The sequence below is a fragment of the Nocardioides ginsengisegetis genome (genome assembly GCF_014138045.1).
Taxonomy (GTDB): domain Bacteria; phylum Actinomycetota; class Actinomycetes; order Propionibacteriales; family Nocardioidaceae; genus Nocardioides; species Nocardioides ginsengisegetis.
On sequence record NZ_JACGXA010000001.1, the window covers coordinates 3,433,836 to 3,452,775 of the forward strand.

24 protein-coding genes are annotated in these 18,940 nt (G+C 72.2%); all 24 read left to right on the forward strand.

Features of this window, described 5'->3' with window-relative positions; genetic code table 11:
* The first annotated feature begins 14 nt into the window (after nucleotides 1-14).
* The 24 genes from FB382_RS22600 (at nucleotide 15) to fliP (ending at nucleotide 18,935) form a co-directional block, all read left to right on the forward strand.
* Entirely contained in the window at nucleotides 15-1,202 is a 1,188-nt protein-coding gene (locus tag FB382_RS22600; protein ID WP_182540828.1) for a flagellin N-terminal helical domain-containing protein, read from the forward strand.
* Nucleotides 1,203-1,323: 121 nt separating this feature from the next.
* On the forward strand, nucleotides 1,324-2,682 hold the full coding sequence (fliD, locus tag FB382_RS16560) for a flagellar filament capping protein FliD (RefSeq protein ID WP_182540829.1): 1,359 nt from the start codon (nucleotides 1,324-1,326) through the stop codon (nucleotides 2,680-2,682).
* Between the two features lie 19 nt (nucleotides 2,683-2,701).
* On the forward strand, nucleotides 2,702-3,100 hold the full coding sequence (gene fliS / locus FB382_RS16565) for a flagellar export chaperone FliS (RefSeq protein ID WP_182540830.1): 399 nt from the start codon (nucleotides 2,702-2,704) through the stop codon (nucleotides 3,098-3,100).
* On the forward strand, nucleotides 3,097-3,426 hold the full coding sequence (locus FB382_RS16570; RefSeq protein WP_182540831.1) for a hypothetical protein: 330 nt from the start codon (nucleotides 3,097-3,099) through the stop codon (nucleotides 3,424-3,426). The genes fliS and FB382_RS16570 overlap by 4 nt, the downstream gene beginning before the upstream one ends.
* A 144-nt stretch (nucleotides 3,427-3,570) precedes the next feature.
* A complete protein-coding gene (locus tag FB382_RS16575) occupies nucleotides 3,571-3,927 on the forward strand; it encodes a flagellar basal body protein (protein WP_182540832.1) in 357 nt (118 codons plus the stop codon).
* Nucleotides 3,927-4,319 (forward strand): flagellar basal body rod protein FlgC, encoded by a 393-nt coding sequence (locus FB382_RS16580; RefSeq protein ID WP_182540833.1) that lies wholly within the window; start codon nucleotides 3,927-3,929, stop codon nucleotides 4,317-4,319. The genes FB382_RS16575 and FB382_RS16580 overlap by 1 nt, the downstream gene beginning before the upstream one ends.
* A 5-nt stretch (nucleotides 4,320-4,324) precedes the next feature.
* Nucleotides 4,325-4,663 (forward strand): flagellar hook-basal body complex protein FliE, encoded by a 339-nt coding sequence (gene fliE / locus FB382_RS16585; RefSeq protein ID WP_246377224.1) that lies wholly within the window; start codon nucleotides 4,325-4,327, stop codon nucleotides 4,661-4,663.
* A complete protein-coding gene (fliF, locus tag FB382_RS16590) occupies nucleotides 4,660-6,264 on the forward strand; it encodes a flagellar basal-body MS-ring/collar protein FliF (protein WP_182540835.1) in 1,605 nt (534 codons plus the stop codon). Before fliE ends, fliF begins: the two co-directional genes overlap by 4 nt.
* Before the next feature lie 11 nt (nucleotides 6,265-6,275).
* On the forward strand, nucleotides 6,276-7,277 hold the full coding sequence (gene fliG / locus FB382_RS16595; protein WP_246377227.1) for a flagellar motor switch protein FliG: 1,002 nt from the start codon (nucleotides 6,276-6,278) through the stop codon (nucleotides 7,275-7,277).
* Nucleotides 7,261-7,959 carry a FliH/SctL family protein gene (locus FB382_RS16600; RefSeq protein WP_182540837.1) on the forward strand — a complete coding sequence of 233 codons (699 nt, stop codon included), beginning with the start codon at nucleotides 7,261-7,263 and terminating at the stop codon, nucleotides 7,957-7,959. Before fliG ends, FB382_RS16600 begins: the two co-directional genes overlap by 17 nt.
* A complete protein-coding gene (locus FB382_RS16605) occupies nucleotides 7,956-9,266 on the forward strand; it encodes a FliI/YscN family ATPase (RefSeq protein WP_182540838.1) in 1,311 nt (436 codons plus the stop codon). The genes FB382_RS16600 and FB382_RS16605 overlap by 4 nt, the downstream gene beginning before the upstream one ends.
* A complete protein-coding gene (locus FB382_RS16610) occupies nucleotides 9,266-9,730 on the forward strand; it encodes a flagellar FliJ family protein (RefSeq protein ID WP_182540839.1) in 465 nt (154 codons plus the stop codon). The genes FB382_RS16605 and FB382_RS16610 overlap by 1 nt, the downstream gene beginning before the upstream one ends.
* Nucleotides 9,727-10,680, forward strand: a complete 954-nt coding sequence (locus tag FB382_RS16615) for a transglycosylase SLT domain-containing protein (RefSeq protein ID WP_182540840.1) — start codon at nucleotides 9,727-9,729, stop codon at nucleotides 10,678-10,680. Before FB382_RS16610 ends, FB382_RS16615 begins: the two co-directional genes overlap by 4 nt.
* Complete coding sequence (locus tag FB382_RS16620) at nucleotides 10,677-11,834, forward strand: flagellar hook-length control protein FliK (protein WP_182540841.1); 1,158 nt, start codon at nucleotides 10,677-10,679, stop codon at nucleotides 11,832-11,834. Before FB382_RS16615 ends, FB382_RS16620 begins: the two co-directional genes overlap by 4 nt.
* Before the next feature lie 10 nt (nucleotides 11,835-11,844).
* On the forward strand, nucleotides 11,845-12,309 hold the full coding sequence (locus FB382_RS16625) for a flagellar hook capping FlgD N-terminal domain-containing protein (RefSeq protein ID WP_220481395.1): 465 nt from the start codon (nucleotides 11,845-11,847) through the stop codon (nucleotides 12,307-12,309).
* A 49-nt stretch (nucleotides 12,310-12,358) separates the two neighbouring features.
* Nucleotides 12,359-13,216 (forward strand): flagellar hook protein FlgE, encoded by an 858-nt coding sequence (locus FB382_RS16630; RefSeq protein WP_182540842.1) that lies wholly within the window; start codon nucleotides 12,359-12,361, stop codon nucleotides 13,214-13,216.
* A gap of 162 nt (nucleotides 13,217-13,378) precedes the next feature.
* Complete coding sequence (locus tag FB382_RS16635; RefSeq protein WP_182540843.1) at nucleotides 13,379-13,708, forward strand: flagellar FlbD family protein; 330 nt, start codon at nucleotides 13,379-13,381, stop codon at nucleotides 13,706-13,708.
* Nucleotides 13,708-14,475: a flagellar motor protein gene (locus FB382_RS16640; RefSeq protein ID WP_125036503.1), complete on the forward strand. Its 768-nt coding sequence runs from the start codon at nucleotides 13,708-13,710 to the stop codon at nucleotides 14,473-14,475. Before FB382_RS16635 ends, FB382_RS16640 begins: the two co-directional genes overlap by 1 nt.
* Complete coding sequence (locus FB382_RS16645; protein WP_182540844.1) at nucleotides 14,475-15,371, forward strand: OmpA/MotB family protein; 897 nt, start codon at nucleotides 14,475-14,477, stop codon at nucleotides 15,369-15,371. The genes FB382_RS16640 and FB382_RS16645 overlap by 1 nt, the downstream gene beginning before the upstream one ends.
* On the forward strand, nucleotides 15,368-15,826 hold the full coding sequence (locus FB382_RS22970; RefSeq protein WP_182540845.1) for a flagellar basal body-associated FliL family protein: 459 nt from the start codon (nucleotides 15,368-15,370) through the stop codon (nucleotides 15,824-15,826). Before FB382_RS16645 ends, FB382_RS22970 begins: the two co-directional genes overlap by 4 nt.
* A gap of 81 nt (nucleotides 15,827-15,907) precedes the next feature.
* The gene (locus FB382_RS16655; RefSeq protein ID WP_182540846.1) at nucleotides 15,908-16,879 is read left to right on the forward strand and encodes a FliM/FliN family flagellar motor switch protein; all 972 of its coding nucleotides are present in this window, start codon (nucleotides 15,908-15,910) and stop codon (nucleotides 16,877-16,879) included.
* Nucleotides 16,876-17,715: a flagellar motor switch protein FliN gene (fliN, locus tag FB382_RS22605; protein ID WP_182540847.1), complete on the forward strand. Its 840-nt coding sequence runs from the start codon at nucleotides 16,876-16,878 to the stop codon at nucleotides 17,713-17,715. The genes FB382_RS16655 and fliN overlap by 4 nt, the downstream gene beginning before the upstream one ends.
* A 3-nt stretch (nucleotides 17,716-17,718) precedes the next feature.
* Nucleotides 17,719-18,150, forward strand: a complete 432-nt coding sequence (locus FB382_RS16665) for a flagellar biosynthetic protein FliO (RefSeq protein WP_182540848.1) — start codon at nucleotides 17,719-17,721, stop codon at nucleotides 18,148-18,150.
* On the forward strand, nucleotides 18,147-18,935 hold the full coding sequence (gene fliP, locus FB382_RS16670) for a flagellar type III secretion system pore protein FliP (RefSeq protein ID WP_182540849.1): 789 nt from the start codon (nucleotides 18,147-18,149) through the stop codon (nucleotides 18,933-18,935). Before FB382_RS16665 ends, fliP begins: the two co-directional genes overlap by 4 nt.
* The last annotated feature ends 5 nt before the right edge of the window (nucleotides 18,936-18,940 follow it).

An 18,940-nucleotide genomic window follows, 5' to 3' on the forward strand; every position in this document is an offset into this window, starting at 1 on the left:
GGAGGGATCTCATCATGGGTCTTCGCATCAACCAGAACATCGACGCCCTGAACTCGTACCGCAACCTGTCGGTCACCCAGGGCCAGATGAGCAAGTCGCTCGAGAAGCTGTCGAGCGGTTTCCGCATCAACCGCGCCGCGGACGACGCTGCCGGTCTCGCCATCTCCGAGGGCCTGCGCTCGCAGGTGGGTGGCCTCAAGGTCGCCTCCCGCAACGCGCAGGACGGCATCTCGGTCGTGCAGACCACGGAAGGTGCCCTCACCGAGGTGCACTCGATCCTGCAGCGCCTGCGCGACCTCGCCGTCCAGGGCGGCAACGACAGCAACAACTCCGACGCCCGCAACAACATCAAGACGGAGTCGGACAGCCTGGTCTCCGAGCTGGACCGGATCGGCAAGTCGACCAACTTCAACGGCACGAAGCTGCTCGACGGCACCACCGGCCAGCTCAACTTCCAGGTCGGCGCCGACGGCGACGCGAACTCGAAGATCTCGATCAACCTCGCGGGCGCCAACGTCAAGGCGATCGCCAACACCCTCAATGGTGGGGACCTGACCACCGCCGGCACCTCGTTCGCAATCGCCAACGTGAGCACCGCTGGTGGCGCGTTCACGTTCACCTCGACCAACAACGGGGTGGCGACGGCCGTCACGACCGGCAACCTGGGTGCCGCCGGCAGCTTCAACAGCGTGGAGGGTCTGGCCGACGCACTGCGCAAGGACGCCAACTTCGCCTCCAACTTCACCGTCACGGTGCAGAAGGACGCCAACGGTGCCGGCAACGGCCTCGTGATCTCGGCGAACGACGGCGGCACGCTGCTCGCGGCCGACAACACCGCGGCGAAGATCGGCGGTGCGGGCTTGGCCAGCGGTGTGGCTGGCGCTCCGGTCAGCGGTGGTCTGAACTACTCGACCACGAGCAACTCGCAGGCCTCGATCAAGATGATCGACGCGCAGATCAACTCGATCTCGACCGCTCGCGCCCAGCTCGGTGCCTACCAGAACCGGTTCGAGCACACCATCAACAACCTCAACGTGGCCGTCGAGAACCTGTCGGCCTCCGAGAGCCGGATCCGTGACACGGACATGGCCAGCGAGATGATGCAGTTCACCCGCTCGCAGATCCTGTCGCAGGCCGGCACCGCGATGCTCGCCCAGGCCAACCAGGCCTCGCAGGGCGTGCTCTCGCTGCTGCGCGGCTGATAGATCCCGTCACCCGGTCCTCGGGTGACACCAGCTTCCCCGGGGAGGGCGCCTCACGCGTCCTCCCCGGGGAACACCACCAGGGGCCGGGGCGCCCCGCGACCCGACTCGAGGAGGACCGATGGCCACCAGCAGCATCAGCGGTCTCGCGAGCGGGCTGGACACCGCCTCGATCATCGACCAGCTGATGCAGCTCGAGGCGACCTCGCAGAACCGGCTCAAGACCCGGCAGAGCAGTGAGAAGACCGTCCTCTCGGCGCTCCAGTCGCTGAACACCGACGTCGCCCTCCTCGGCAGCAAGGCCGAGACGCTGGGCAAGACCGAGACGTGGCAGACCCTCAAGGCCACCTCGAGCAGCACCGACATCACGGCGACCGCCGCCGCCACCGCGACGCCGGGCTCCCTCGCCGTCAAGGTCGTCGGCCTCGCCGCGGCGCACCAGTTCGCCCTCACCGACGCAGGCGCCCTGAGCGACGTGGTCGTCTCCGGTGGCGCCTCGGCCGTCCGCCTCACCTCGCACGACGGGACCTTCCGCGACGTCCCGACGGGCGGCGGCACGCTCCAGGAGGTCGTCACCGCGATCAACGGCGCCACCGCCGACACCGGGGTCACGGCGACCGCGGTCAAGGTCGCGGACGGGAGCTACCGGCTCCTCGTCTCCGCGACGAAGACCGGCCAGGCCTCGGACTTCACGCTCACCAACACCGACGGCAGTGCACTGCTCGGTGGCGTCGACGCCGCGTCGTTGCGCCGGGGCGCGGACGCCCAGGTCACCGTGGGCGGCATCGCGGCCACCTCGACCACCAACACCTTCACCGACCTGGTGCCCGGCGTGACCGTCACGCTCCAAAGCACCGCCACCGTCGGGTCCACGAGCACCGTCACCATCGCCCGCGACACGGCCAGCGTCAAAGCAGGAGTCAAGGGCCTCGTCGACCAGGTCAACGCGCTGCTGAGCAAGATCGACAGCCAGACCTCCGGCAAGAGCGGCACCACGTCCGCCGGCGCGCTCGTGGGTGACGGCACGGCCCGGAGCCTGCGCAGTGCCCTGCTGGACACGGTCTTCGGCAGCACCGGCCTGACGTCGATGAAGGGCGTCGGCATCCAGACCGACCGCTACGGCAAGCTCGTCTTCGACGACGCCGCCTTCGACGTGGCGTACGCCGCGGACCCGGCCGGGGTCGCCGCCCAGTTCACCAAGGCGACGACGCCTGCGAACGATGGCTGGGCCGCGCGCCTCAAGACCGTCGCCACGACGTACAGCGACTCCCGCACCGGCACGCTCACCTCGGCCGTGACGGGACGTCAGGCAACCATCGACCGCCTCGGCGACGACATCGACGCCTGGGACGGCCGTCTCGAGCTGCGCAGGACGACCCTGACCCGCCAGTTCACCGCACTGGAAACCGCACTGTCCTCCCTGCAGAGCCAAGGGAACTGGCTCGCCGGACAGATCGCCCACCTCCCCACCTCATCGTGACCACGGAAGGAAATCGATGATGTACCCCTCCAAGACGGCCGCCGCCGGACGTGAGACCTACCTCGCCGCCTCGGTGCAGACCGCCAGCCCGGCACAGCTGCTCGTGATGCTCTGCGAGCGTCTCGTGCTCGACCTGCAGCGGGCCTCCGCGGCGCTGCGCAGTGGCCAGCCGAGCCAGGCGCACGAGCCGCTCCTGCACGCGCAGGAGATCCTGCTCGAGCTCAACGCCAGCCTGGACAAGGACGTCTGGGAAGGCGGACCGGGGTTGGCGTCGCTCTACGACTACCTGCACGGGGAGCTCGTCCGGGCCAACATCGCCAAGGACCAGCGGATCACCGACTTCTGCCTCGACATCGTCGTGGTGCTGCGTGACACCTGGCGCGAAGCCGCGCTCGGCCTGCTGTCCGTCAGCGCATGAGGACGGCACTCCCGACCGAGTTCCGCCAGCACCTGCACTGGGAGACCGCGCTCGACCGCCTCGAGCTCGACGTGATCCACGCCGAGCGGATGCTGGACGACCCAGCCGCGGCGGACATGGAGTCGTGGGACGAGCCGCAGCTCGCCGGCCCCATCCCGGCCGACCTCGTGGCGCGGGCCCTGGAGATCAGGGCCCGGCAGGAGCGCGTCCAGCGAGCCCTGGCCGCGCGGCTCGGTGACCTGCGCCGCCAGCACGAGTTCGCCGACCGCGTGGACCGCGCGACCGGTCGCGCCGGACGCCCCGTGTACGTCGACGTCGACGCCTGACGCCCGGCAGCTGCGCCGAGTCGGCGAAATGGGCGGACGTTTCCGCTCAGGTGCCGCGCCGGGGAGCCGAATGGACCCCTGAGCACGGATCGCTCGACCCCGCCGAAGGATCGGCATCGCCCTCGTCGCTTCTCGGAGGCAGGCGTGTCCTTCGCATTCCCCGACGCCGTCGGAGCCGTGCTCAACTCGGCCCTCGACGGCATCGCCCTGCGCCAGCGGGTCATCGCTGACAACATCGCGAACGTCGACACCCCCGGCTACCGCGCCACGAGCGTGGACTTCGAGACCAGCCTGCGGGCCGCCATCTCCTCCGGCGACCTGAACGCTGCGGTCGTGCCGACCGAGACGCCCACCGACACCCCGGTCGGCGCCAACGGCAACAACGTCGACCTCCGCAAGGAGACGCTGGCGGCGGTGCAGTCGCAGTTCCAGTACCAGGTCCTCACGCGCGCCACGAGCGACCGCTTCGACCTGATCAAGACCGTCGCGGGCGGCCAGTGATGGGGGCCTTCGACCTGCTCCGGATCGCCGGCTCCTCGCTCGGCGCGCACCAGACGTGGCTGGACGCCCTGGCCAACAACATCGCCAACGTCAACACGGTCACGCCGACCAGCCAGGGCGCCTTCCAGGCCCAGATGCCGGTCCTCGCCTCGGCCGCGGGTGGCGGCGTGGAGGTCACCGGCTTCGCGCTCGGCGACGCGACCGGGCGGCTCGTCAACGACCCGTCGAACCCGCTGGCCGACGCCGACGGCTACGTCCGCGCCCCCGACACCGACCTCGCCAGCCAGATGACCCAGCTCGTCATGGCCCAGCGCGGCTTCCAGGCCTCCGTCCAGGTCACCAAGGACGCCCAGGACACCTACAGCAGCGCGCTGCAGATCGGTCGTGGCTGATGAGCATGTCCGGCATCGAGGGCGTGCAGATGAGCGGCTTCACGCCGTACGTCGCCCCCACGCTCCCCACGAACCCGGCCACCGCTGCGACCGCCGGCTCCGGCGTGCAGTCGGCCTCGGGCCACGCCTTCGGCTCGATGGTGCTCGACGGCATCGACCGGCTCGAGCAGGTCCAGGACCGCAGTGACCAGCTGGCCGTCAAGGCCGCGACCGGCGACCTCGACAACATCCACGACTACACGATCGCCGCGACCGAGGCGTCGGTCACCACGCAGCTCACCGTGGCCGTGCGCAACCGGGCCCTCGAGGCGTTCAACGAGATCATGCGGATGCAGGTCGGATGAAGCAGAACCTCTCGCGCTCGCTGGCCCGCGTGCGTGACTCCTTCCTCGCGTTCACGACCGGCCAGAAGGTCGTGGCGATCATCGGCGGCGCCGCGGTGCTGCTCGCGGCCCTCATGGTCTTCCGCTGGGCGGCGACCCCCAACTACGCGCCGCTCTTCAGCAACCTCGCCTCCAGCGACGCCTCGGCCGTGATCGACGAGCTCGACGCCGAGGGCGTCCCCTACGAGCTGGCCAACAACGGCAGCACGGTCATGGTGCCCAAGGACCAGGTCTATGCAACCCGGATCGCGCTCAGCGGCAAGGGTCTGCCCGGCAACAGCGGCGACAGCGGCGGCGGCTACTCGCTGCTGGACAACCAGAGCATCTCGACCTCGCAGTTCCAGGAGCAGACCGACTTCAAGCGCGCGATGGAGGGCGAGCTCGCCAAGACCATCGAGGCGATGGACGGCGTCGACGCCGCGATCGTGCACCTCGCGCTGCCGCCCGCCAAGGTCTTCGCGGACCAGCAGGACCCGCCCACTGCATCGGTGATGCTCGACACCTCCGCCGGCACCACGTTCACTCCCGAGCAGGTCCAGTCGGTCGTGCACCTGGTCGCCTCCAGCATCGACGGGCTCACCCCGGAGAACGTGACCGTCGCCGACGCCCAGGGCCGCATGCTCTCCAGCAGTGACGCCGCCGGCCTCGGCGCGAGCAGCCGAGACCAGCAGCTGACCGACTTCCAGAACCAGATGAGCGCCAAGGTCCAGAGCGTGCTCGACCGGGTGCTCGGGCCGGGCAACTCCACGGTGCAGGTGACCGCCGACCTCGACTTCGACAAGGCCGTGCAGGACACCACGACGTACACGACCGACCCCACGGCGGTCCCGCTCTCCTCCTCCTCGCAGACCGAGACCTACGCCGGACCCGGCGGTGGCAGTGGCTCCACCGGCGTCGTCGGACCGGACGGGCAGATGGGCCCGGGGGTCGGCGCGACCGGCGGCAGCGGCTCCTCGTCGTACAAGAAGGAGTCGGTGACCGAGGACAACGCCGTCGGCACCGTCGTCGAGCACCGCGAGACCGCCCCGGGCAGCATCAACTCGCTCCACGCCGCCGTCGTGCTCGACACCGCGGCCGCCCGGATGATCAACCCGTCCGACGTGGAGAAGATGGTGGCCGCGGCGATGGGCATCGACAAGAAGCGGGGCGACACCCTCGACGTGTCGACGATGGCCTTCGACCGCACCGCCGACAACGCCGCAGCCGCCGAGCTCGCCGCCGCCAAGGCCGCCGAGAAGAAGGCCAACGACATGGCGATGTTCCGCAACATCGGCATCGCGGTCGCCATCGCCCTGGCCGTCCTGCTGGCCTGGCTGCGCGGGCGCCGCAGGGCCAAGCAGCGCGAGGACGCCACCACCTACCTCGTGGAGCAGCTGCGCCAGGACGCCGCCCGCCGTACGACGACCACGGCTGCCGTCGAGACCTCGCCCGCCCTCGCGGCCCTCGAGCGCTCGGAGAACAACGCGGCCGACGAGATGCGTCGGGAGCTGGCCGACCTCGTCGAGCGCCAGCCCGAGGACGTCGCCGCCCTGCTCCGTGGCTGGCTGGTGGAACGCCCGTGATGGCTCCCGCGATGACCTCCGAGGGCATCCGCAAGACCGCGATCGTGCTGATCCAGCTCGGCCGCGAGAAGGCGGCCTCCGTGCTCAAGCACCTCAACGACACCGAGGTCGAGGCGATCTCGGCCGAGATCGCCCGGCTCGACGACATCGGCGGCGCCGAGATCGACTCGGTGATGTCGGAGTTCAACATGCTGGCCACGGCCCGCGCCCACCTCGCCCAGGGCGGGCTGAGCTTCGCGCAGGGCATGCTCGAGTCGTCGCTCGGCCACGAGAAGGCCGCCGAGATCATCGCGCGGCTGCAGGCCGCGGCGGTGCAGATGCCCTTCCAGTTCCTGCTCCGGGCCGACCCGGCGCAGCTGCGCACCTTCATCGCCGACGAGCACCCGCAGGTCATCGCGCTGGTGCTGGCGCACATGACCCCCGAGAAGGCCTCGCTCGTGCTGTCCGGGCTCTCCCCCGCCCTCCAGGCCGAGGTGGCGCACCGGATCGCGGTCATGGACCGCACGTCCCCGGAGATCATCCGCTCGGTCGAGGCCAGCCTCGAGCGCAAGCTGTCGTCGGTGCTGCACCCCGCGGACATGTCGCGCGTCGGCGGCGTCGACCCCCTCGTCAACATCATCAACCGGTCCGACCGGGTCACCGAGCGCCAGATCGTGGAGGGCCTCGAGGCACTCGACGCGGCGCTGGCCGACGACGTGCGCAGCCGGATGTTCATGTTCGAGGACATCGTCAACCTCGAGGACCGCTCGGTGCAGATGGTCGTCCGGCAGGTCGACAACGCCGAGCTCGCGCTGGCGCTCAAGGGGGTCAGCGACGCGGTCCGCGCCAAGATCGTCGGCAACCTCTCCGAGCGGGCCGGCCAGGCGCTGCTCGAGGAGGTCGAGCTGCTCGGCGCCGTCCGGCTGACCCAGGTGGAGGAGGCCCAGCAGGGCGTCATCCGCACCATCCGCCAGCTCGAGGAGCAGGGCCAGATCATGGTCCGCCGCGGGAGCGACGATGAGCTCGTCGTCTGAGGCCGTGCTCCGCGCCGACGCGCCGTACGCCGCGGTCGAGCTCCGTGCCGCCGACCGGCCCGAGCTGCGCGCCGGCGTGTGGACCCGGCTCGGCGACGAGTCCGTGCTCGGCGACGAGATCACCGAGGCCGCCCTGGGCGGCCTGGCCGAACGGGCCCGGAGTGCCGCGCAGGCACAGGGCTACGCCACCGGCTGGGGCGAGGGCCGCCGCGAGGCCGAGGCCGCGGCAGCCGAGACCGCCCGGGAGACCGAGGAGCGGCTGCGCCGCGCCGAGGAGCGCCGCGAGGACGAGCACGCCGCCGCCATGGACGCCCTGGTCCGCGCCGCCGAGCACCTGCACGCCGCCACCAAGGAGATCTGCGACCGGATCGGCGACCAGGCCACCGACCTCGCCTTCGAGGTGACCCGGGCGCTGCTCGCCCGCGAGCTCGACGCCAGCCACGACCCCGGCAGCGACGTCGTACGACGCGTGGTCGCCGCCCTGCCCGCGGACGCCGTCGCGCGGGTCCGCCTGCACCCCGGCATCGCCCCGGCCGCCGCCGCGGACCTCGCGCCCTACGGCGTCCGGGTGCTGCCCGACGCCGGCCTCGAGCTCGGGGACGCGGTCGTCGAGACCGACGACACCGTGGTCGACCTGCGCATCACCAGCGCCCTGGAGCGGCTGCGCGAGGTGCTCGGATGAGCACCCTGACCCCGGCCCACCTCGGGCGCGCGCTCGCCGCGGTCCGGCCCGTCCAGCTCGGCCGCATCGCCGACCTGCAGGGCCTGCACCTGACCGTCACCGGCGTACCCGCTGCCGTGGGCGACCTGCTCGAGGTGTCCGGCCCGGCCGGCCCCGTGCCGGTCGAGGTCGTCGCGAGCGCCCGGGGCGTCCTGACCTGCCTGCCGCTCGGTTCGACCACCGGCCTGCGCTCGGGCGATGCCGTCCGGTCCACCGGTGGCGGCCTGCGGATCCGGGTCGGCGAGTCCCTGCGCGGCCGCGTCCTGGACGGGCTCGGGCGACCGCTCGACGGCCTGCCGCTCGGGTCCGACCTCGACCTCGACCACGTCGCCGTCGAGCACCCCGCCCCCGCCGCCCTGTCCCGTCCCCGGATCGAGCACCAGCTCGGGCTCGGCGTGCGCGCGCTGGACGCCCTCACCCCCTGTGGCCGTGGCCAGCGGCTCGGCATCATGGCCGGCTCGGGCGTCGGCAAGTCCAGCCTGCTGTCGATGGTCGCCCGCGGCACCGACGCCGAGCTGTCCGTGATCGCGCTGATCGGCGAGCGTGGCCGCGAGGTGCGCGAGTTCCTCGAGAACGACCTCGGCCCCGAGGGCCTGGCCCGCTCCGTCGTGGTCGTCGCGACCTCCGACGAGCCGGCCGTCGTCCGGCTCCGCGCGGCCTTCGTGGCGACCCGGATCGCCGAGTGGTTCCGCGACAGCGGGCGCCACGTCGTGCTGATGATGGACAGCCTCACCCGGGTCGCCCTGGCCCAGCGCGAGATCGGCCTGTCCGCCGGCGAACCGCCCGCGACGCGCGGCTTCCCGCCCAGCGTCTTCGCGCTCCTCCCCCAGCTGCTCGAGCGGGCCGGCACCTCCCCCGCGGGCAGCATCACCGGGCTCTACACCGTCCTGGTCGAGGGCGACGACCTCCAGGACCCGGTCGGCGACTCGGCGCGCTCGATCCTCGACGGCCACGTCGTGCTGTCCCGCGAGCTCGCCACGTCCGGGCACTTCCCCTCCATCGACGTGCTCGAGTCGATCTCCCGCGTCGCGAACGCCGTGACCGGACCGGGTGCCCGACAGGACGCCGTACGCCTGCGTCGCCTGCTGGCCGCCCACCGCAACGTGCGCGAGCTCGTCGAGATCGGCGCCTACGTCCCCGGCACCGACCGCGACGCCGACGACGCGCTCGCCCTGATGCCGCGCATCGAGGCGTTCCTGCGCCAGGACATGGACGACGTCACCTCCTCGGCCGACACCTGGTCCGCGCTGCACGAGCTGGTCGCCTGATGACACGCTCCCCCGACTCCCACCTGCACGTGGTCGCCCGCGTGCGCGGCGTCCGCGAGCGCGACAGCCGGCTCGGCCTGGTGACGGCGCTCAGCGAGGAGCAGGCCGCCGCACGTCGGGTGGCCGAGCTCCAGGAGCAGCTCGCCACCCTGCCCGCGCACACCGTCGGCGACCTCACGGACTTCGCGGCCCGCCAGTACGCCGTCGCCGCCATCGGCCACGCGCTCGGCACCGCCCGCGGCACGCAGGAGTCCGCCTCGCTCGTCAGCCTCGCCGCCCGCGAGCAGTGGCACGTCGACCGCACCCGGCTGGCCGCCGTCGAGTCGCTCATCGATCGCCGCGAGCAGGCCCGCGCCGAGGAGCGCCGTCGCCGCGAGGTCAAGGAGCTCGACGGCGTCGCCGAGGACCTGTGGCGCCGCAACGCCGGGGCACACGAAGCCCCTGACCGCGGGGGTGTGGCATGAGTGTCAGCGACGTGACCTCCCGGATCTCCCAGATCCAGGCCCAGCTCGCCCTGCTCGCCCCGGTCGGCGCCAACGGCGGCGCCGCCTTCGCGGCGGCCATGACCTCGACCGGCGCGCTCGCGCCCACGTCCGGGGCACTTCCGACCACGTCCGCCGCCCCGACGTACGGCGCCCGCTCCGGGGACGCCGTCGTCGCCGAGGCCCGGAAGTACCTCGGCGTGCCCTACGTCTGGGGCGGCACCGACCCCGACACCGGCCTCGACTGCTCGGGGCTCGTGCAGCACGTCTACGCCAACCTCGGTTACGACCTGCCGCGCGTCTCCGGCGACCAGGCAAGGGCCGGCCGGCCGATCGCGAGCCTCGCCGACGCGCAGCCCGGCGACATCCTCGCCTTCGGGTCGCCCGTGCACCACGTCGGCATCTACATCGGCGACGGCCAGATGATCGAGGCGCCCCGCCCCGGGCTCGACGTCCGCGTGGGGCCGGTCTACGAGACGCCGTCCGCGATCCGCCGGGTCGTCGACGACGCCGCTCCCTCGGTGGCGCTGCCCGTGGGTGACAAGGTCGCCGCCGGGACGCCGTACTCCGGGCTCTTCGCGGCCGCCGGCCAGAAGTACGGCGTCAGCCCGGCCCTGCTCGCCGCCGTCGCCGGCCAGGAGTCGGGGTACGACGCCGGCGCGGTCAGCCCCGCCGGCGCCCAGGGCCTGATGCAGCTGATGCCCGCGACCGCTCGGGGACTCGGCGTCACCGACAGCTTCGACCCGAGCCAGGCCGTCGACGGCGCGGCGAAGCTGCTGCGCAGCCTGCTCGACCGCTTCGGCGGCACCGACCTGGCGCTGGCCGGCTACAACGCGGGGCCCGGCGCGGTGCTGCGCTACGGCGGCGTCCCGCCCTACCCCGAGACCCAGCAGTACGTCCGCTCGATCCTCGCGAAGCTGGAGCACGCATGACCGACGCCACCCTCGCGCTCGGCGCCCTGATCGGCGTGCCCGGCGCACCCGCAGCCCCCGGTGCCGCGACGCCCAACGCAGGCGCCGACTTCCTCGCCCTCGTGCAGGACCTGCTCGGCCAGTCGGGCGGTGAGTCCTCAACCGAATCGCCCGTCCCGACGGTTGATGGCGCACCGCTGGTCCCGGTGGGCGGTGAGGTGTCAACCGTTCCCGCCGCCGGGAAGGTTGAGGACTCACCGCTCCCGGGTGGTGACGACGCCGACGACCCGAACGACACCGACGACGGCGAGCCCGCTGACTACGTCGTCACCACCGCCGTGCCCGGCCTGGTCCTGCCGCCCGCCCTCCTCCGCGCCGTCGTGGCCGCCGCGACGGCCCGGCCTGCCACGGCGCCCGCCGGCGACGCGAGCGAGCCGGCCGCGACCGCTGCCGGGCCCGAGACGGCAGCCCACCAACCGCTCCCCGCGAGCGCGCCCGGGACCGCACCGGCGCCGGCCCCCGCCACCGAGCAGGCCCAGCCGACCCAGCAACCCGCGCCCACCCCGGTGCTCACCCCGGTGGCCGCGCCGGCCGCCCTCGTCGCCCCGACCGCGATGACGGCAACCCCGCCCGCGACGACCTCGTCGCCCGCGGTCCGGGTCACCCACCAGGTGTTCCCGGAGGTGCTCCGGGTGGCCGGGCTCGGCGACGGCCCGAAGCGGGTCACGGTCCGCCTCCAGCCGGAGAACCTCGGCGAGGTCCGCGTCGTGCTGACCAGCCGCCGCGGTGAGCTCCAGGTCAGCCTGTCCGCCAGCGGCGGCGAGGCCCATCGCGCGCTCGTCGAGGGCACGCCCGAGCTGCGCCGGCTGCTCGACGCCGTGGGCAGCACGGACGCGCGGGTCGTCGTACGCGACCTGCCGTCCGGCACCGCGACCCCCGTCGCGGCGACGACCCCGACCACCACCGGCACCGACCTTCGCGGCGACCTCGCCGGCGGCGCGGGCGCCGGCAACCGCCAGGCCGCGGCCCAGGGCGGCCAGCAGGACGGCCGGCCCGGCCAGTCCCCCCCACGTGGAAGCAGCACCGCCATGGACGGCACCCCCGACGCGACGAGCCCGTTGCGCCGAACCGAGTCGGTCACGCGAGCCCGTGCGGGTCTCGACGTGACCGTGTGAGGAGGTGAACGTGTCCATTCCGTCCGTCGAGCCCGTCTCGACCGGGATGTACCAGCCGACGACCCAGGCGCCGGGTACGTCGGGTCCCGACAAGGAGATGTTCCTGCAGCTGCTGGTCGCCCAGCTGCGCTACCAGGACCCCATGAACCCCGCCGACTCCAGCCAATTCCTCTCGCAGTCGGCGCAGTTCACGTCGCTGGAGAAGATGCAGGACGTCGCGGACCAGACCTCCGCCCTGCTCGCTGCCCAGGTCTCCTTCGGGGCCAGCAACCTGGTGGGCAAGCCGGTGACCTACCTCGACGCCGATGGAGGGTCGGTGTCGGGGACGGTGCAGTCGGTGACCTACGACGCCAACGGTCCGATGCTCGTCGTCGACGGCACCCAGGTCTCGCTCGGCCAGATCCAGACGGTCGGGGCGCCCTACACGCCGCCCACCGCGGACGACACGACCCCGGACACGCCGTCCACCCCCTGATCCACCTCCTGCTCCACCCCAGACAGCTCATTCCCAGGGAGGGAACCCCATGCTCCGCTCGCTCTTCGCCGGCATCAGCGGCCTGCGCGTCAACCAGGTCATGCTCGACGTCACCGGCAACAACATCGCCAACGCGAACACCATCGGCTTCAAGGCCAGCACCACCGTCTTCCAGGACACCCTGAGCCAGATGCTCACCGGTGCGTCCGCCGGCAGCAACGGCCTCGGCGGCCGCAACCCCATCCAGGTCGGCCTGGGCGTGCAGGTCGCGGCGACCAGCACCAACTTCGGCCAGGGCTCGGCGCAGATGACCGGCCGCTCCACGGACCTGATGCTCCAAGGCGACGGCATGTTCGTGCTGGCCAAGGGCAACCAGGAGGTCTACACCCGCGCCGGGGCGTTCACCTTCGACGAGACCGGGATGCTGGTGGCCTCCGACGGCGGCCGCGTCCAGGGCTACACGTCGTTCGACGCGAACGGCCAGCACACCGGCACCGCCGGCGACATCGTGCTGGCCAAGACCGTCGCTGCCCAGCCCGGCCCCGGCAACGCCGACCTGACGGCGTACACCATCGGCGCCGACGGCAAGGTCGTCGGCACCTACTCCGACGGCACCCAGCGCGACATCGCCCAGATCGAGATCGCCGACTTCGACAACCCGATGGGCCTCGCCAAGGTCGGGGACACCTCGTTCGCCGCCACGGCCAGCTCCGGACAGGCGTCGTACGGAGTCTCCGGCGAGGGCCGCCGCGGGTCGCTCATGGGCGGCGCGCTGGAGATGTCCAACGTCGACCTGGCCGCCGAGTTCACCAACCTGATCCTCGCGCAGCGTGGCTTCCAGGCGTCCTCGCGCGTCATCACCACCTCCGACCAGGTGCTCGAAGACCTCGTCAACATCAAGCGCTGACCGCCGCCCGCGGATCCGGCACGGGGCCCGCCTTCCCATCGGGAGGGCGGGCTCCTGTCGTCCCTTCCGGCGGAAGGCCTCAGGTCGGCCGCGCCGCTGCCGAAGGGATACGTCGAGGAGCCACGGATGGCTCCTCGTGTACGGCACAAGGATGGTGCGCCCATGATCACGCTCACGCGACTCTCCGGTTCGATGTTCGCCCTGAACGCGGACCTGATCGAACGCGTCGACGCGACCCCCGACACGGTGGTCACGCTCGTCGACGGCAAGAAGTACGTCGTGACCGACTCGGTCGACCAGATCGTCTCCGCCGTACGACGCCACCGCGGCGAGATCATCGCGATGAGCAACGTCCTGGCGTTCGAGCAGCCGGGCCACCACGCGGGTCACGGCGGGCCCTCCAGCCACCGCACCGACGAGCCGCGCCGCCTCGGCACCGTCACCGAGCTGACCGAGGTCGCGGCGGCCCGGCGCACGAGCTCGGAGTCCTGATGGATCCGGCAACCCTGATCGGCGTCGTCGTGGCGCTGGTCGTCGTGATCGTGTCCAACGTGCTCGAGGGTGGCAACCCGATGAGCCTGGTGACATTCCCGCCGATGCTGCTCGTCTTCGGCGCGACCCTGCTGATCTCGCTGGCCGGCGGCACCATGGGCGACGCCAAGCTGGCGTTCGGCGGGCTCAAGCGCGCCTTCACCGCCCCCGCCCCGCAGGCCGGCGAGCTGGTCACCCAGATCGTGTCGCTGGCCGAGAAGGCCCGCCGCGAGGGGCTGCTGTCGCTGGAGGACGAGCTCAAGGACATCGACGACGACTTCCTGGTGCGCTCGGTGACGTTCGCGATCGACGGCACCGACCCCGACGAGCTGCGCGACATCCTCGAGTCCGAGATCAGCGCCCAGGAGTCGGAGGCCAAGCAGGCCGCGAAGTTCTGGGCCGCGGCCGGCGGCTACGCCCCCACCATCGGCATCGTCGGCACGGTCATGGGCCTGGTGCACGTGCTGGAGAACCTCGCCCAGCCCGAGGAGCTCGGCCACCTCATCGCGGGCGCCTTCATCGCCACCCTGTGGGGCGTGCTCTCGGCCAACGCGATCTTCCTGCCGATCGCGGCCCGCCTCAAGCGGCTCGGCGAGCTCGACACCCAGCGCATGGAGCTGGTCATCGAGGGCGTCGCCGCGATCCAGGCGGGCTCCAACCCGCGGATCGTCGCGCAGCGGCTGCGCTCGCTGCTCCCCGCCGAGCAGCGCGAGACCGAGGCCGCCTGATGGCCTCCCGTCGACGCCGCCGCGGTCACGAGGAGGAGCACGAGAACCACGAGCGCTGGCTGGTCACCTACGCCGACATGCTCACCCTGTTGATGGTGCTGTTCATCGTGATGTTCGCGATGAGCTCGGTCGACGAGAAGAAGTACAACGCGCTCCGCTCCGGCCTGGCCGACGGCTTCGGCCAGCAGTCGTCGTTCATGAAGGGCAGCGACGCGCTGCTCGACGGCGAGGGCGAGACGGTGGCCGAGGAGCTCGTCTCCGACAAGGCCTTCCAGGGCCTGCCGGCCGACCAGAAGGCCCAGGTGGTCGCAGCCGTCCAGGGCCAGGAGCGGGTCCTGCAACGCGCGAAGTACACCGAGGCCGAGACCGAGGTGAAGCGGCTGGAGAAGATCCGGGCCCGCCTCGAGTCGGCGCTGGCCAAGCACGGCCTCCAGGACGACGTGCGCACGACGATCGACGACCGCGGCCTGGTCGTCAGCCTGGTCAGCAAGCACGTGGTCTTCCGCGCCGACGTCGCCGTGCTCAGCCCCCGCGGCCAGCTGGTCGTCGACACCCTGGCCCCGGTGCTCCGCGACGTCCCCGACCCGCTGCGCATCGACGGCCACACCAACCAGGTCAAGGTGCACCCGAAGTACTACGCCACCGACTGGGACCTCTCCGCCGCACGGGCCGTCACGGTGCTGCGCCGGATGAACGAGGTCGGGCACATCCCGCAGGACCGGCTCTCGATGTCGGCCTTCGGCCACGAACGACCCCTGGAGGACCCGTCCCGACCGGGCTCGCAGCAGGTGAACAAGCGCGTCGACATCGTCGTGCTGTCGGGGATCCCGTCGGAGTCGCGGGAGCTGCTGGACGACGTCGCCCGGAGCCGTTCCGGGACCGAAGGAGAATCGTGAACACCGTGACCGCACTCAAGCCGACGGCCCCGGACGAGCCCGAGGCCGCCGAGGCCCCCGCCAAGGGCGGCCGCAGCAAGAAGAAGCTGCTCGGCATCCTGATCATCGTGCTGGCCCTGGTCGGCGGCGTCGGCTACTGGTTCGTGCTCAAGCCGGGCGGCTCCGAGGAGCCGAAGCCCGGCGAGATCATGTCGCTGGAGTCCACCCAGATCAACCTCGCCTCGGGGCACTACCTCAAGATCGGGCTCGCGCTCCAGCTGACCGAGGGCGCCGGGGAGCTCGACGGCAGCAAGGCGCTCGACGACACGATCGAGCTGTTCAGCGGCCTCCCGGTCGCGCAGGTCTCCCGGCCGGCGTCGCGCCACGCGCTGAAGAAGAAGCTGGTCAAGGCCCTCAGCGAGAGCTACGACGGGGACGTGATGGGGGTGTACTTCACCGAGTTCGTCACCCAGTGACCCGGGCCCGACACACCGGGTAGCAATTCGGGGAGCCGATTTCCCCTCAGGACGGCCGCGAGCACGCCGAATGGTCCAGACGTGCTCCGCTCCGCCGTCCCCTCCACGCCTGCCCCCGGGCAGCCCGGCGCCGACCTCCCGGCCGGCCGGTCGCGTCGGCGCGCCCTGGCGGAGCCGGTCTCCTACGACTTCCGGCGCCCGATCCAGCTCTCCCGCGAGCACGGCCGGATGCTGCAGGTCGCCTTCGACGGCTTCGCCCGGCAGGCGACCACGGTCTTCACCTCCTCGCTGCGCACCGTCTGCCAGGTCACGCTGACCTCGGTCGACCAGCGCACCTACGCGGAGTACGTCGACAGCCTGGACGCCTCGACGTACCTCACGATGTTCTCCGCCGAGCCCATGCACACCCTCGGCGTCCTCGAGATCCCGCTGCAGGCGACCATGACCTGCATCGACCACATGCTCGGCGGCCCGGGCAGCACCAAGCAGCCGCAGCGGCCGCTCAGCGAGATCGAGTCCGGCATCGCCGGCGGCATGATCGAGCGGCTCCTCGGCGAGATGCGCTACTCCATGGCCGGCATCGTGCCGCTGGACCCGATGGTCACCGGAGTGGAGTACAGCCCGCAGTTCGCGCAGGTCGCCGGTGCCTCGGACGTCATGGTCGTCGCGGCGTTCGAGCTGCGGATCAACGAGCGCGGCTACCGGATGACCATCTGCCTGCCGTTCGCCGGCCTGCTCCCCCACCTGGTCAAGGCCGCCGCCCCGGTGCCGGTCTCGGAGCGGGAGCGCTCCCAGCGGGCGCTGTCCGCCGCCGAGCTGCGGCACCGCTTCGAGGGCGTCCCCGTCGAGGTGGCCGTCCGGGTCCGGCCGACCGTGCTCGGCCCCGGTGACCTCACCGACCTGGCCCCGGGCGACGTCGTACGCCTCGGGCACCCCGCCGCCGCACCCCTCGAGGTCGTCGTCGACGGGACCACGTTCGCCCACGCCACCGCGGGTGCCCGCGGCCCCCGGCTCGCCGCCCTGATCGTGGGCACCCCGAAGGAGACCGCATGACCACCGTCCCGCTCCCGACCGACGAGGCCCGGCTCGCCCTGAGCGTCGCGACCGCCGCCGCGCAGGTGCTGCCGTCGCCCGAGCCGCTCACCCCGGCCGCCGCGCAGCCGGGCACGCCCGACGTTGTCCGCGGGTATGCCGGCGCGGTCATCGCCGAGCTCGAGGGCCAGCTCTCGGGCCGGGTCGCCGTGCTCGTCGGCGACGAGCTCGTGCAGGCGCTGGAGTCGAGCCCGCTCGGCGGCCTCGACCTGGCCTCCGCGCTGCAGCCGACCCTCGACGCCATCGGCGAGGCGCTGCACGCCCGGGTCGGCGCCGCCCGCGCCGTCGACCTGTCCCTGGTCACCGCCGACCTGGGCTCTTCCTTCTCCGCCTCCGCGCTGGTCGGCCGGACCACGTCGGCCGCGGTCCTCGTCCCCGACTACACACTGCGCTCGGCGCTCTACGCCCCCGCACTGGCCGCCGAGGTCGAGCAGTCCCCCGCCGCCGCCCCGGCCTTTCCCGCCGCCGCCCCGGCCGCCTCCGCCGCTTCCGCGGCCGCCTCCGCCGGAGACGGCCAGCAGCTGATCGGCACGCGTGGCCCGGTCCGCAGCCGCGGCATCGAGCTGCTGCACGGCGTGGACATGGAGGTCACCGTCGAGATCGGCCGCGCCCGGATGACCGTCCGCGAGCTCCTCGACCTCTCGCCCGGTGCCGTGCTCGAGCTGGACCGCGCCGCCGGCAGCCCCGCCGACCTGCTGGTCAACGGCCGCCTGATCGCCCGCGGCGAGGTCGTCGTCGTCGACGAGGACTTCGGCCTGCGGATCACCGAGATCGTCACCGACGCTGCGGTGGGCTGACGGGTGCTCGAGCTCACCGTCCGCCTGGTCTTCTCGCTGGCCGTCGTCGTCGGCCTGTTGCTGCTCATCGCCCGCTTCGGGTCGAAGCGGATGCGCGGCCACCACGGCGCGCTGGTCCGGGTCCTGCACCGCCAGCCCCTGACCCGCACCACGTCGGTCTCCGTCGTGACCGTCGGCTCCCGCGTCCTCGTCCTCGGCACCACCGAGCAGCAGGTCCGAGTCCTCGCCGAGCTGGACCCCTCCGAGGTCGCCCAGCCGGCCGTCCCGGAGGTCGTCGTGCCCGTCGCCGGCAAGCGCCGCGCGGACGTCGTCGAGAAGCCGACGCTGGTGCCCGCAAAGGGCAGTGCCACCGCGCCCGGCCCGCTGGCCGGGTCCGTGCTCAGCCCCGACACCTGGAAGCAGGCCCTCGCGGCCGCGACCGGGCGCGCGTCGTGAGGCGCCTCCTCCTCTGGTCGTTCGGCTCCGCGCTCGGCATCGTCACCTGGCTCGTCCTCGGCACCACGGCGGCGTACGCCGATCCCACCGGCCCGAGGGGTCCGGGCGGACCGGCCGCCGGCGACGGCGTCACCATCGACCTCGGCGGCCTGACCGACAAGCCGTCCACGTCCGTGACCGTGCTGATCGGGCTGACCCTGATCTCGCTGCTGCCGGCGATCCTGCTCACCTGCACGGCGTTCACCAAGATCCTGGTCGTCCTCGGCCTGACCCGGAACGCGCTCGGCCTGCAGCAGACGCCGCCCAACCAGGTGCTGGCCGGCCTGGCGCTCTTCCTCAGCCTGTTCATCATGGGGCCGGTGCTCTCGGCCATCAACGATGCCGGCGTGCAGCCCTACCTCAACGGCGACAAGACCGCGTCGGTCGCCTTCGAGGACGGCATCCAGCCGCTGCGCGGCTTCATGCTCGACAACACCGACGACAACGAGCTCGAGCTGCTGACCAGCGTCGCCGGCAAGGACATGCCGAAGGACCGGGGCGACGTCGCGACGACGACGCTGGTGCCGGCGTTCGTGCTGAGCGAGCTCAAGCAGGCCTTCATCATCGGCTTCATCGTCTTCATCCCGTTCCTCGTCATCGACATCGTCGTGAGCGGGGCGCTGATGGCGCTCGGCATGATGATGATGCCGCCGGTGATGGTGTCGCTGCCCTTCAAGCTGCTGCTCTTCGTCCTGGTGGACGGCTGGGCACTCGTCATCAAGTCACTCGTCGCGAGCTACCAGTAGGACAC